General features: G+C 55.8%; 8 protein-coding genes. 3 read left to right on the plus strand and 5 right to left on the minus strand.

Annotated elements, in window-relative coordinates; genetic code table 11:
- Positions 1-5: 5 nt before the first annotated feature.
- The 4 genes from FD32_RS03480 to cls all read right to left on the minus strand — a co-directional run bounded on the left by FD32_RS03480 (position 6) and on the right by cls (position 10,474).
- Complete coding sequence (locus FD32_RS03480) at positions 6-944, minus strand: LacI family DNA-binding transcriptional regulator (RefSeq protein ID WP_047769839.1); 939 nt, start codon at positions 942-944, stop codon at positions 6-8.
- 22 nt (positions 945-966) lie between these two features.
- Positions 967-5,106: a helicase-exonuclease AddAB subunit AddA gene (gene addA / locus FD32_RS03485; RefSeq protein WP_047769837.1), complete on the minus strand. Its 4,140-nt coding sequence runs from the start codon at positions 5,104-5,106 to the stop codon at positions 967-969.
- Position 5,107: 1 nt separating this feature from the next.
- Positions 5,108-8,860 (minus strand): PD-(D/E)XK nuclease family protein, encoded by a 3,753-nt coding sequence (locus FD32_RS03490; protein WP_056962110.1) that lies wholly within the window; start codon positions 8,858-8,860, stop codon positions 5,108-5,110.
- Between the two features lie 147 nt (positions 8,861-9,007).
- Entirely contained in the window at positions 9,008-10,474 is a 1,467-nt protein-coding gene (gene cls / locus FD32_RS03495) for a cardiolipin synthase (RefSeq protein WP_047770115.1), read from the minus strand.
- 129 nt (positions 10,475-10,603) lie between these two features.
- On the opposite strand from cls, the gene FD32_RS03500 reads away from it, so the two are divergent.
- Together FD32_RS03500 and FD32_RS03505 are read left to right on the plus strand one after the other, a co-directional pair.
- Positions 10,604-11,188 carry a GNAT family N-acetyltransferase gene (locus tag FD32_RS03500; protein ID WP_047770113.1) on the plus strand — a complete coding sequence of 195 codons (585 nt, stop codon included), beginning with the start codon at positions 10,604-10,606 and terminating at the stop codon, positions 11,186-11,188.
- Between the two features lie 15 nt (positions 11,189-11,203).
- A complete protein-coding gene (locus tag FD32_RS03505) occupies positions 11,204-11,713 on the plus strand; it encodes a hypothetical protein (protein WP_047770111.1) in 510 nt (169 codons plus the stop codon).
- A gap of 252 nt (positions 11,714-11,965) precedes the next feature.
- Here the strand turns inward: FD32_RS03505 and FD32_RS03510 are convergent, their stop codons facing one another.
- Entirely contained in the window at positions 11,966-12,964 is a 999-nt protein-coding gene (locus FD32_RS03510) for a D-2-hydroxyacid dehydrogenase (protein WP_047770108.1), read from the minus strand.
- Between the two features lie 215 nt (positions 12,965-13,179).
- Between FD32_RS03510 and FD32_RS03515 the strand changes: the two genes are divergently transcribed.
- The gene (locus tag FD32_RS03515; protein WP_047770106.1) at positions 13,180-14,175 is read left to right on the plus strand and encodes a D-2-hydroxyacid dehydrogenase; all 996 of its coding nucleotides are present in this window, start codon (positions 13,180-13,182) and stop codon (positions 14,173-14,175) included.
- The last annotated feature ends 111 nt before the right edge of the window (positions 14,176-14,286 follow it).

Here is a 14,286-nt window from a genome sequence, read left to right on the forward strand (position 1 = left end):
AAACATTAATCATAAATCTTAAAATCCACAATCCGGTGGTGGTCATCTCGCTCAAATAACAGCTCCACGGCCGCCTGACCCAGCTTCCGTGGTTGCATGTCGACCCGTTCATTGTCTTTGAGTAGCATCCCCACTAGCCGGCTATTGTTGTAGCAAGCAATGGGGTAGCCCAGTGACTGCAATTGGTCATTGATTCGGACCAGTAACAGGTCATCCGAGCAGAGGAAAGAATCAATCTCTGGGTGCTTGGCCAAAAAGTCCTCAACCGTGGTCCCGTTCTCCTGGTAATACCAGACTAGCGGCTTAATTCCCCGGCTTTCAAGGCATTTCTCGTAGCCCTGCCGCCGGGACTGCTCGTAGACCCAGTTGTCGGCAAGCTGCAAGAAGGCCGGGTGCTTGGCAGGATGGTAGGCCAGCAGGTGGGCGGTGGCCTTTTCCCCCGCCGCTACGTTGTCGTTATCAACATAGCGGTCAGGGTGGTGGCCCGTTGGGTGGCCAATTACCACAAAGTCAAGCTTATTCTTGCGGAGGTAGCTGGTTACTGGATCGTTTTCAATTGTGTAAAAGACCAGGAACTTATGGACCTTTGACTGGGTAACCATCGACTTGACGCTCGCTAAGAGGTCGCCAGCCGTTGGCGCGATAGCCACCACCATCTCATAGTGGCGGGGCTTTAGGGCCACACTGATCCCCCGCATCAGGTCGATATGGAAGGGGTTGGCCGGGGCCGTATCACTCGTTACCGGGAAAATCAGCCCCACCATGTTTGACTCACCCCGGGTCAGATTTTGGGCGTTATAGTTTGGCAAGTAGCCCAGCTGGTCAGCAATCTCTTGCACCCGTTGCCGGGTCTTGGCACTGATCCGCGGGTTGTTGTTCAACGCTCGCGAAGCAGTTGAGACTGACACGCCTGCTGCTTGCGCAATATTCTTAATTGTTGCCACGGTTTACTACCCCCACCTAATTTTAAATTGCTATGAACTGTCCTGATTCTACCAGATACAGGCCCATTTCGACAACCGGCACCGGTTCCATCAGGTTGAGTGCCTGCTTGTAAAGGTTCAGCTGTCCCCGGTAACGGTCAACGATCTGTTGGGTTGCAATTGCCGGATCACTGTCGGCCAGGTGGTCGGTCTTATAATCCACCAGAGTGATTCCGTCATCGGTCATTAGGTAGCCGTCGATGATTCCGTGAATCAGGACCTGTTCATTATTCTGCGGCTTGATTTCCTTGAATAATTCAGCACCGTTCATCACCATCGCAAACGGTGCTTCCCGGTGGTAGCCGCCCGGGGTTGCAAGGACCTTCTTGCCAACGGCCGTTTGGAAAAAGCGACTGATCCCGTCCCGGTTGATCTTCGGTGCGACCGCCGGGGCAATCAGCTGGTCACTAACCAGCTGGTCAATGAGGGCCCTAATGGCTGCGACCGTCACCCCGGCCTTCGTCAACGTCAGTTTCTGGAAGACCAGGTGGGTCGCCGTCCCGATGCTGGTGGCCGCCGGGGTCTGCTCTGCCTGCTTGATAAAGTCGGGCACCGCGAAATCATTGTTGAAGTAGATCCCCTGGGCCTGCTTCTCCCGTTGCTGGCGACGGTAGTCCCACTGGGCCTCACCGGAATCGTCCGGGTATTCGAAGAGGCGCTTGACGTCCGTAACCGACTGGTAGGCGGTTGTCTTCGTGGCTACCGGGTATGGGTAATGGAAATCCAGGGCCTGGAGGGCGGCCTGCTCATCACCAGGCGCCGGCTGCGGGGCGTTGGCCGCGTCAACTGCTGATGCGGCCTGCCCTAGTTCCGCCAGTTGCCGGTTGACGTCCGCCGCGGTAAGGGTCCGGACCGTAAAGCGCTGGCCACTGAAAAGGGCGGCTTCTTGGTCATAGTTGGCCAACGCCCCCTCTTCCAAGGTCATCCCCGTGGGGGCCACCTGCTTAGCACGGAACTGCTTCGACCGGGCGAGGGCCATCCCAATCCAATCCATGAAGGACCGGGCGTTGACCCTTAGCTGGGGCCCCAACAGGGTACCCGTAGACTGGAAGGCCTTTTGCCACTGGTTCCACGCCCCGGTCAGGGTTTGCCGGCGGTTCTCCTCGTTAAAGGAGCCGGTGATCACGAGGCGCTGCTCTGCCCGGGTGAGGGCCACGTACAGGACCCGCAAATCCTCGGCCCGTTCACCCTGGCGAACCCCACTGATGACCGCCTGACGCTGGGGCGTGTCGTATTCAACCCGGTCTTGGTCAACGTACTCGATCCCCACCTTGTTGACCGCGTCTACAACGGCCGTCTCCTTGGTTGACTGCTGGTTAAAGCCATGGGTTGCATCGATCAAAAAGACGATGGGAAACTGGAGACCCTTGCTACCGTGGATGGTCATCACGTTGACCGTATCGTCAGCCAGCTGGGTAGGCGCTACCCCCAGGTCTTTGTCGTGTTCCTGCATCTTTTCGATGAAGCGGATGAACTGGTACAGGCCCTTGAAGCTGCTCTGCTCGTAGTCGTGGGCCCGCTGGTAGAGGGCGTGCAGGTTGGCCTGGCGTTGGGCCCCGCCGGGCATGGCCCCGACATAGTCCAGGTAACCCGTCTGCTTGTAAATTTGCCAAATCAAGTCAACTAGGGACTGCTGCTGGGCGGTCTGTCGAAATTCCGCCAGCTGGTCAAGGAAGCGGCGGACTTTGTCGTACAAGAGCTGAACTGTCCCGTCCCCCTTCAGCAAAGTCGGCTGGACAAGGTGGCGGCTGGGGTCTTCGTAGTTAACCTTGAATGTCCGCAAGGCCGTGTAGTAGTTGGCCGAACGGTTCTGCAGGCGGATAAAGGCCAGTTCGTCAGTCGTCAGGCCCACCAGCGGGGACCGCAAGACGGCCACCAGGGGGATATCCTGCTGGGGGTTGTCGACAAGGCGTAGGAGGGCCATCATGACCCGGACCTCCGTCGCCTGGAAGTAGCTCTCAACGTCGTGAACGGTCAGCGGAATATCAAGTTTGCTGAACTCTTCCATCAGGGTGTTGTTGATGGTCTTGGTCCGCTCGAGGAGGACGATGTCGCCGTAGTTGATTGGCCGCATCCTACCATCGCTGAAGATTTGCTCCTGGTTGGCCACCATCTGCTTAATCCGCATCCCCACCATCCGGAGCTCGCCGGCCAGCTTGTCATCCTCGTGGTCCTCTTCACCGGCATCCGGATCCGCGTTGGCGTCGTAGAGCATGATCTCCGTCGGCTGCGGCTGGTTATCCGCATTTTCGTCATAGTAGGTGGCGGCGTACTTCAGGTGAGCATCCTCGTCGTATTCGATTTCCCCTACATCAGCGCCCATCAGCTGGGAAAAGAGGAGGTTGGTGAAGTCCGTGATGTTTTTCATCGACCGGAAGTTTTCGCCGAGGACGATTGCCTCGTCATCCGCGCCGTCCTGCCGGTAGCGCTGGTACTTATGGATGAATAGCGACGGGTCGGCCTGCCGGAAACGGTAGATGGACTGCTTTACGTCCCCCACTATGAAGAGCTTGTGCTGGTTTTCTCCCGCCAACCGCATCAGGATGGCCTCCTGCAGGCGGTTCGTGTCCTGGTACTCGTCGACCATGATCTCGCGGTAGTGATCCTGCAGGTTGGCAACCAGTTCCTGCCACTCTGGCTGGTCCGCCGGTGGGGTCAGAATCTGGTAGGCATAGTGCTCCAGGTCGCTGAACTCCAGGACGTGGCGCCGAAGCTTGACCCGTTGGTAGGCGTGCTGGAAGGCAATCGTGGCCTGGGTCAGCTTGACCAGCAGGCGGCGGGCCGCCCGTGAAACGTGGCGGAGCTGCTGCTCATCGTAGCTGAAGAAGTGGTCCAACAGGCCGGTAAAGTGATCCTTGACGGTCTTTCGCGACTTGGTTAGTGACTGGTGGACCGCCTTGGCAAGGTCGTCATCCTTGGGTGCCCGGGCCATCGTCTTGAACTTGGCACCCGTAAACATTGCCCGGACCTTATCCCAGGAGTCGGGTGTCAGTGCGGCCTTCGCCTGGGCAAACTGGGCAAGGTCGTCTTCCAGGGAGGAGATTGTCTTGTCCGCCAGCTGGGCGGCCTTCGCCCGGTCTTTTAGCTTGTTAAAGGCGGTGGTGAATTGCTGGATAAGGTCCAGAGCCGCTTGGCGATTGTCGACCTGGGCCACTTGTTTTGGCCAGTCCTTCTTGAGCTGGTTACGCTCCTTATTGAGGACCGTAAATTCTTCGTAGCCCGCACTCCCCTTCTTGGGCCGGCCGCTAAAACTGCCAAAGCTGACCTGGTCTAAGATATTTAAAATATCCGAGACGTTCATCTTGTTCGGGTCCAGGACGACCTTGAGGCGGTTGACCAGGAGCCGGTCACTTTTAAAAACCGCCGCGTCCTTGTCCAGGCCATCCTGTTGGGCCCGCTGCAGCAACTCGTAAAAGTCCCGTTCCATCTGGTCAAGCTGTTGGCTAACGAGGGGCCGGAGTTGGACAGTAAAGAACTTAGAATGGAGAACATCATCGCCCAGGTCATACGCCGCCGGTAAGCTGTTGAGCCACTCCTCCGGGTTCGGCTGGGCATTAGCAATCTCAGCGAGCTTCAAGACCAGGTCGTTTAGGCCCGCATCGTCCCGGTCGCCCGAAAAGTTGAGGACCAGTTGGGCAAAGGAGGCCGCGTCTGGCGTGGACTCATCAGCCTGTTCGTAGAAGTGCTCACTCACCTCACGCCAAACATCCTCCTGCAAGAGCAGCTGCTCGGTCGCATCGGTCAGTAGGCGGAATTGGGGGTCCAGGTCAATCAGGAAGTAGTAGCGCCGAATCAGCTTCAGACAAAAGGCGTGGATCGTACTAATGTCGGCTAGGGGCAGGCGGTTGATCTGGGATGTCATCTTGTCTCGCAGGCGGGGCTCCTGTTGGGCGACCTCTTGCAGGCGGTGACGAATCTTGTCTCGCATGTTCTTAGCGGCCGCATCGGTAAAGGTCACCATCAACATGTTATCGATTTGGGCCCGACCATCCTTAATTAAGTCCACGGCCCGGTTAACCAGGACCGCAGTCTTTCCGGACCCGGCTGAGGCCGACACAATGATGTTTTGGTCCCGGTCGCTAATTGCCTGGCGCTGGGCAGGGGTGGGGTTAAATGTTGCCATTTTACTGTTTTCCTCCCTTTTCATCGTCTTCGTTAAACTGCTTAAATTCCTCTTCCGCCAGTCGGGCACTCAACAGCCGGTAGTTTTGCTGATCGAGCATGTTATCAAACTGGTAAATGTCCTGAAAGTCGGTGTAATCCAGGCCGGTCTTCCACTTGCTCCCTTCAAGGAGACGATAAGGCCGCAGGGCGACCCGCCCGGCCAGGATGTCATTCCCGGCATCGATGATCAGCTGCTTGTTGCGGTTTTGCAGCCAGGTCAACTGGTCAGGCGTAACCAAGAGGGCGTCCTTCTTCGCCGAAATGGCCGCGTCCTTGTTCATCTTGAGCGGGTAGACTAGGGACTGGTTAGCCAGGTTCTTGTCCAACTGCTTTAACAGGGCCGGGTCGTCTAAGAGGAGGCCCTTGTACTGGTGCTGCTGGAGCCGCAATGCGGTCAGGTCCGTGTCATCCTTAACGCTGGCCGCCTTAATCAGGGGGTTGCTAAGGTGAAGGTAGAGGGCCCCGGCGAGCTGGAGGTCGGGACGAGATGTCTGGAGGCGCTGGGGCAGCTGGTCCCGGTTAGCCGCAATGGCGTTTAGATAGGACAGCAGCTGGAGGGAAAGCCCGTAGTACGCTGCGGTCAGGTCAAAGGTCCGGTTCCCAGACTTGTAGTCCACCACGGTTAGGTAGCCGGTCTGGTCCTGGGTCAGTTGGTCGACCCGGTCAATCCGTCCCCGGAGGTAAATGTGCGTGTTGCGCGGCTTCAGGTCATACTCCAGCGGCCGTAAGTCGTCCTTCTTCGCGGCCCCCAAGCGCCCGAAGCGAATTTCAGTATCCAGCGGGCGGGCGGCCGTGTACTTAGCCTGATAGCACAGGACCGTCAGCATCGTTTTTACGATCCCGGTGAGCTGCTTGTACTGGAAGGCCGCCTGAAAGGAGCTGGCCGTCAGGATTGACAGGTCCGGCTGGTCCTTCTTGGACACGTCCAAAGCCTTATTGATCAGGTCATTTAATTGGTCCGGGTCACTGGCCAATTGGGCAAAGTCGAGCTGGGCGTCCTGGTTAACGGCACTGACAAACCACTCCATTGCCTTGTGGAAGAAGGTCCCAATCCGGTCCACGGACATGGTCAGCTGGTCGCGTTTCTGCAGACGCAAGCCGTACTTGAGGAAGTACTCGTACGGGTTGACGTAGTAATCCTGCAGCTGGGAAATCGACGAGTAGAGGATATTTTGACCGTGGCTGTGCCGGAGGTAGAGGGCCGCGGCCAGTTGCTGGTCAAGGTCATCGACCCGGTTGCGGTAGTTAAAGCCGGCCGCAACAAGGCGGAGGTGGGCCGTCAGCTTTTGCCCCCGTTCCTGGGCCCGAGCATCGGCAGAACTACGGTCCCTGGCCGTCAGGTCAACGAGGGCCTGCCGGACTCCCTGCCAACTCGGGCTGAGGGTAAAGTGGCGCTTGGCCGTCCGGGCGTAGTTGCGGGCCTGCCGTTCAACCTGGACCAGTTTACTGATCGTCGCGGTCGGGGCACTCAAGTACGGGTGGGCGTCAGCTTGGCCGACAGTGCTCGTTACCAGCGGGAAGTTCTGGACGGGTTGCTTGAAATACTGGGCCATGTCGTCCAGGTATGGCGACCGGGTCAGTGGGGCCCCTTCGCTGTTTTCGGCTGGTGCGGTCATGATGAGCCGCTGGGTTCCCGTCAGCATCCCCGAGTAATGAAGGAAGCGTTCGTCTTGCAGCTGGTTTTTGGTCCCGTTCGGTAGGTATTGGGTCGTATCGTCCAGGTAGTCATCCAAAATGGCCTTGTCGTCATCGGTCAAAAGACCCTCTGTCGGCTGAATCTCCGGCATAACGTCATCCGTCGACCCGATCAGGAAGACAATCTTGCGGTCCTGGTTCTGGACAATTCCCGTTTCCGAAATCATCACCTGGTCCATCGTGGCCGGAATCTGCGAGTACTGGGCAGCAGCAAAGCCGGCCTGGAGGAGCTCGCTAAAGTTAGTCAAGGTCGTCGTGAGGTTATCCGCGGTGACGGGCGTGTCGCCGAGGATTTGGACGTATTCATCAAGGATTTGACAAAAAGTCGCCCAAACTTGCTGGGGCTGGCGGGCCAGGTCGAGGTTCTTATCGCTCTGGTACTTCTGCCAGTCGGCGAGGCGCTTAGTGACCCCGTTGTCAACCAGGAACTGGTAGAGGCGACTAGCGAGTTCTCGTCCGGTCTTGATATCCTTTAGCTCTTTCAAAAAGGCAATCACCTGGTGGGCAACAAAGCCCTGGACGTGGGTCAGCTGGGCCTGGAGGTCAGTAGCCGGTGAGTCGGTGGCCCCACCAACCTGCCAGAGGACCGAATCCGCCTTTTCCCAGGTCCCGCGGCCGTCGATTGCCCGCTTCAGGCACCAATTTTCGGTTGCAAAGACGGCGTCCTGGTCCAGTGGCTGGTAGTCCCCTGTTTGCGGGTTGTACTCCGCAAAGAGCCATGTTTTCAGCAGTTGCATGATGTCCGTTGTCCGATAGCCGTAGAGGGGCAAATTAAAGAGCGCCGTCAAGAGGGTCACGAGGGGGTGGTTGTCCATCCGCCGCTCGTGGTCGTTAAAGATGGGGATTTCGTGGCTCGCAAATACCGGGGCAATCATCGTCTGGTACTTGTCCAGACGCCGGCTCAAGATCAGGAAGTCCCGGTAGCGGTACTTCCCGCTCAGGACCAGCTGGTGGATCATCGTCGCTACCCGGTCGAGTTCCGTCTGGCGGTTGGCCGTCGTGATAAACTGCAGGTCAGTCGAGTCCGTCGGCGGGGTCCCATCGGCGAGGTTCAACGGCCGCTTAATGTAGTTGGCAAAGAAGCCATCAACCTGTTGGAGGGTCGGGCTAACCCGGGGCCGGCTGGCAAATAAGACGTTCGGCAGGATCGTGACCTCGTGGGGGTGCTGGGCCGCAAATTCATAGAGGCGGTGGTACTGCATCGCCGCCGGATAAAAGAGGTCGGTGACCCCCGGCAGTGCCCTCTTGTCGGGGTGGTCCTGGTCAGGATAACCATGATCAAGGACCAGGGAAACGGTGGTCGAGTCCCCGTTCATGATCATGGCGTTGACCACCTGCTGCTCACCGGGAGTGAACTGGGCAAAGCGGTCGATGAAGAAGTGCATGTGCTTACTTGCCGGCTCCTGCGCCAGGTACTGGGATAGCTGCTGGTACAGTTCATTATTTCCCAGGAAATGACCGACTACCCGCTCTTCATAGGCGTGGTAGATCAGCTCGACGTCGTGCATCTTGGCAAGCCAGGCTCGACTCCCCTGCTGGTCACGTTGGGCCTGCTGGAGAATTATGGTCAGGTCGTCCGCTGAAATGTTGGCGTTGGCCAGCTCCGTCAGCTGGTCCGTGAGTTTCTGAATGAAGCCGGGCTGCTGGGCCTCGCTAGCGTACAGCTGGAGGTCAGCGGCGTGGTCCTGGACGACCTTGGCAACGAGCATTGTTAGGCCAATTTTAGACAGGCGGGCCTGCTGCAGCGCCGGGCTGTCCCGCAAAAGAAACCAGGCGAGCCGGCTAAAGGAAAGAACCTGGACCCGGGAAGAAGCGAACCGGTCCGTGTTCCCCTTCCCTTGCCGGGCCCGCAGGCTGCTTAAAACGTCAATTTCCGTCTGAAACTTAATGTGGTTGGGGACAATGTAGAAAAAAATGTCCTCCCGTGGTGCGGTTTTTAATTGGTCCGCGATCTGGTCGACTAAGACCTCCTGGTGGTCCTTAGCAGCCGTTCCTAAAACAAATCCAAGCTTACCCACAAGCACTCGTCCCTTCTTTTGAAATGCTAACCATATTTTATCATACTAGCGAACGTATATTCTCTTTTTAAAGCTGCAAACGGGTGAGAAAATTATTGCTTTTCTCACCCGCTATTAAATTCTCAAATATTACACTAGACGCCCATGCTACAAAATCGGTGACAGCAGCCGGGAGAAGCGTTGCTTGAACTTCAGCCAGTGGGACTGATCAGCGAACCGCTCCGGAGTCATGACCCGGCAGTTACGAATGTCATTGACGTAAATCTGCTCCAGCTGGTCCGTCAGCTGGGAATCATACATGAAGGCGTTGATTTCGAAGTTGAGCTTGAAGCTCCGGAAGTCGAGGTTGGCAGACCCGACCGACGCGATCCGGCCGTCCACCATCATCGTCTTGGCGTGCAGAAAGCCCTTCTGGTAAGTGTAAATCGTGACCCCCTGGTTGGCCAGCGCCCGGGCATAATACTGGGTAGCTCGGTAAACAAAGGGGTGGTCGGGCTTGCACGGAATCATGATCCGGACATCAATTCCGGCGTGGGCCGCGACCTGGAGGGCATCCAGAATACTGTCGTCAGGAATCAGGTACGGGGTCTGAATCCAAATGTGGTCCGTGGCCACGTTGATCAGGCGCAGGTAGCCCATCTTGATCTTCTCCAGCTCCCCTTCTGGCCCACTCGACACCGTCTGTAGGGCCGTGTTACCGTTTCTGACCTTGATTGGCGGGAAGTAGGGGTGGTAGTGCTTAATGACTGAGGTTTTCTTCTGGACGGAGGCGTTCCAGTCACCGATGAACTGCCGCTCCATCCCGTAGACCCCGCCACCGACCACGCGGAGGTGGGTATCACGCCAGGGGCCGAACTTCGGCGACCGACCCAGGTACTGGTCCCCGATGTTAAAGCCACCAATGTAGGCCGTCTGCCCGTCGATGACGACGATCTTACGGTGGTCCCGGTAGTTGATCCGGAAGTCAAAGATGTTACTCCGGGCCATCAGAAAGGGCGTGGCGTACCCGCCCAGTTCGCGGAGGTTTGCGTAGAAGCTGGGTTTGACCCCCATGGACCCCCAGGAGTCATAGAGGACCCGGACCTCGACCCCCTCGGCCGCCTTTTGTTCCAGGAGGGTCCGCAAGTGGTTACCAATCTTGTCGTTGTAGATCGTGTAAAATTCAATGTGGATGCTCTTTTTAGCGTCCGCAATCTCATCAAACATCCGGGAGAAGAGCACGTTGCCATCGGTAAAGACGTCGACGTGGTTGTGGCGGCTCAAGAAGGATTCGTCGATACTCTGGAAGAGCATCACCGTCCGCCGGTACACCTGCATGATGTAGTGCTTGGGCTTGGGCATGTTCTTGAACTGCTTCTTCTGCCGCTCCACCGCTTCCTTTAGTTTGAGTCGGGTCTGCGACTTGATCCGGTTCAACTGCCCGTGGGTTGGCTTCCGGCCCAAGAAGGCGTAGATAATGAAGCCGATGACGGGGATAAGGGTCAGCACCAAAAGCCAGGCCCAGGTAGCGGCAATGTCGCGTTTTTCACGAAAGACCGTAAAAATCGCCGCCAGTTCGTTAATGATAACGATCGTCAGTAGTATCCAACGAACAATCTCCCAAGTTAAAGCCATGCTGTCCCCTCCTTTTGCGTATCCATTATTATTCTAACTCATCAGCTGGAGCGAACCAACAGCCGCGCTTGCATATCAGGGAATGTTCGGTAATAATGATCAGCAAAAGGACAGAAAGGCGGTTAACTTATGAGTGCAATTTTTCTCAGGCCCACACACATGCATGACCTTCCCGCAATCGAGGAGGTGATTGCCGGGGCCCGGCAGGCGTTGAAGAATTCTGGAAATCCCCAGTGGCAGGATGGGCAGCCAACGACGGCCACCATTATCAACGACATCACCCACCACCTTTCCTGGGCCCTCATCGTTGATAATCAGCTTGCTGGGGTGGCTTCACTGCAGCCGTCACCAGAGGAGAGTTTTGAAAATATCAGCCAGGGAGAATGGGCCAACTCGACAGACCCCTACCTGGTAATCCACCGGCTGGCCATCGGCGACCAGTACCGGGGCCACCAGTTAAGCAGCTTTTTGCTGTCTAACTTGGTAACGGTCGGTCAGATGAAAGGGGTCAGCAACTTCCGCCTGGGGACCCACCAGAAAAACGCTGCAATGCAGGCGGCCGCCAAGAAGTTCGGCTTTAAGTACCGGGGAAAAGTCAAGGTCCACGATGGTTGTGACCCGAACCGCTACGCCTTCGAGCTCAACTTGGATCCCCATAAGTTCCCCATGAAGGCCGGGGTCAAAAACAACTTCATGGGTCCCCTGGTCAAGTAGAAGGGAGCACGACAAATGCGGTCCTTACGAAATATCATCCTAGTGCTGACGGCAATGGTTGTCGGGGCCATCGTCAGCGGCCGGGCCCACGCGGCTTCTTTTACCCCACCGAAAAACGAGGCTTACCAGGTCACCTACATCAATCCCGGGGCCTACCAGACAAAGCACCAGTTCGCAATTTTCAACGGTCGTGGGCACGTCATCTATGTCCCCGTTGAAGACTTCGCGGCGGGCGGTAAGCCCATCGTGGATGACCAGGCAACGACAGCGGAGCAACGGGCTCCCCGCCTGATCCACCGCTACCTAACCAACCGGCGGGCCCGCAACCAGGCGGCCAGCCAAACTAGTTTCCTTGTCCGGCCTAATCAGCGGGTCCAGATTCAAAGCCAAATTGTTCCCCAGCCGACAACGGGCAAGGTCAAGGCGGGGTCTGACGGTGGCTTTACCATCACCATGCCGGCGAAGTGCAAGTACCAAACCGTCCAGTTCAAGCCGGCCCCAAGCAAGTACCAGATTAAGAAATAACGTGAGCACGCAGCCATTAAGCAGCTGTCATGCTCACGTTTTTGTTAAGCCCTTGGCATTTCTAACTAATGAAGTTCAAACTTAATTTATATTGCTAAATTTCAAAAGAATAAAATTCATTTCATTCTTACCCCAAAAGTGCCAAAAGAATAAAATCTATTTCGTTCTTGTTGCAAAATCACCAAAAAGATAAAATCTATTTCATTCTTATCGAAAAAACAACCCAAGACCAGCTCTTAGGTTGCTTTTTTCTTAAAACTCAACTGGTGTTGCGGGCTGCTTCCCCGTCACCATGGCTAAATTATTGTCAAGAGCCTTGTCAACCATGTTGCGGACCGCATGGGTGGTGTAAAAGGCGGTGTGCGGCGTTACCAAGACATTTGGCCGGTGAATCAGGTCGTTCAAGCGGGCGTCGGGGAATTCCGCTCCCGTCCAGTCCTGGTTGAAGATACCCACCTCATCCTCGTAGGTATCCAAGACAAAGCCGTACAGCTTGCCACTATCAAGGGCCCGGATGACCGCATCAGTATCAACCAATGCTCCACGTGAAACATTTACTAAGACCGCATCGTCCTTCATCTTGGCAATGGTCTCATCATTGATCATGTTGGTGGTTTCCTTGATGGCGGGAACGTGGAGCGAGATGACATCCGCCTGGGCGTAGAGGTCATCGAGGGAGTCCACGTAGTAACCCTGTTCTTCTAAGAACGGTTTCTTGCGGAGGTCGTAGGCAATCACCTTGGCGCCAAAGCCCTCCATGATTTTCATGTAAACCTGGCCGATGTGCCCGGCACCGATGATCCCCACCGTTTGGTCGCGGACTTCCCGACCGATTGTTGGGGCCCAGCGAAGGTCACCCTTAGCCACCTTTTCGTCCATTACCTTGGTCTGGCGGAGAATGCGGGCCGTTTGGATGGCGGCGTGTTCAGCGATGGCATTTGGCGAATAGACCGGAACGTTGGTGATGGTGAAGTCGAGTTCCTTCGCCTTGTCGAGGGCAATGTTGTCGATCCCAACATTCCGCAGGGACATCTTGGTAATTCCCAGGTCTGCTAATGCTTGTAAGACTTCTGGCGTGTAGTCCAACTGCTGGTAAACAACCACCCCATCGGCGCCTGCGGCAAGTTTGGCGGTTGCGGGGGTCAGTAACTGGTCAGTGTAGTCAAGGGTAACTTCCGGGTGCTGACCGGCCCACTTTTTCAAGAATGGTTCTTCATCCTGCCGAATACCATATGCAAAAATCTTACTCATTAACAATTTCTCCTTCTCTGGCTATAAAATAAGCGAGTTTAGCCATTTCATTTTAATAATTTATTATTATCCGGAAATTATGTCTTTAAATCAAGAGCAGGTCTCAATTCTGGCCTGTTGTAACTTAATTATTTAAAGTCTGTTGCTGGTATCGGTCTCTATTGATTGATATAATCGAATATGGAAGCGTTCACATTTATGAGGAGGAATTTTAAATGACAAAGATCAAGATGTTTGGCGCCCGCGCCGAGGAGCAACCAATCGCCCAACAGTGGGCCCGTACCCACCACGTTAGGGTTGATATGACGGACGAAATCATCGATGAACAGACCGTCGACGGAATCAAGGGCTACGACGGGGTCACAACCCTGCAAGTCGCGGACCTACCCGAAGACGCCTACGCAAAGTTAAAGTCATTTGGCATCAAACAAATTGCCCAACGGAGTGCCGGCTTTGATATGTACGACCTAGCAAAGGCCAAGAAGAATGGGATCATCATCACTAACATCCCGAGTTATTCACCCGAATCAATCGCCGAGTACGCGGTGACGACCGCCTTAGACCTGGTCCGGCGGGTACCGCGAATCCAGCAACGAGTCAGGGAACACAACTTCACCTGGCAGCCGCCAATTCAGGGCCGGGTTGTCGGTAACATGACCGTGGCCGTTATCGGAACCGGCCACATTGGGGCTTTGACCGCCAAGCTCTTCCACGGCTTTGGCGCTAAGGTCGTTGGCTACGACCTCTACCCAAACGTCCAACTCCGTTCCTTCATTGACTACCAGGATTCCGTCAACGCCGCGGTTAAGGACGCCGACATTGTCACCATCCACATGCCCGCCACCGCTGAGAACCACCACATGTTCAATTACGACCTATTCAAGCAGTTCAAACCGGGAGCTATCCTGGTTAATATGGCCCGCGGCGCCCTGGTTGACACGGCCGACCTCCTGCGGGCACTAGACGAGGGACTGCTAGATTCGGCTGGATTGGACGTCTACGAAAAAGAAGGCCCCTACGTCCCTAACGACATGCGGGGAAAGCAGATTGACGACCAACTGTTCCAAAAGGTCCTCGATAACGACAAGATCGTCTACTCACCCCACATCGCCTACTATACTGATGAAGCCGTTAAGAACCTCGTTGAGGGCGGTCTAGCCGCTACATTGGAGGTCCTCGAAACCGGTGATAGCAAGTTTCGGGTTGACTAGGGTGAAAGCGCTGTTATTTGTGCCAATTAATAGTATGATGAGGGTGTGAGGTGATACTAGGGTCTGTCTTAAAACAAGCTTTTTAGCCAAAGTTCCGGTATAATCTGGTTA

Origin of the sequence: Limosilactobacillus panis DSM 6035 (assembly GCF_001435935.1) — a bacterium.
GTDB classification, from domain to species: Bacteria; Bacillota; Bacilli; order Lactobacillales; family Lactobacillaceae; genus Limosilactobacillus; species Limosilactobacillus panis.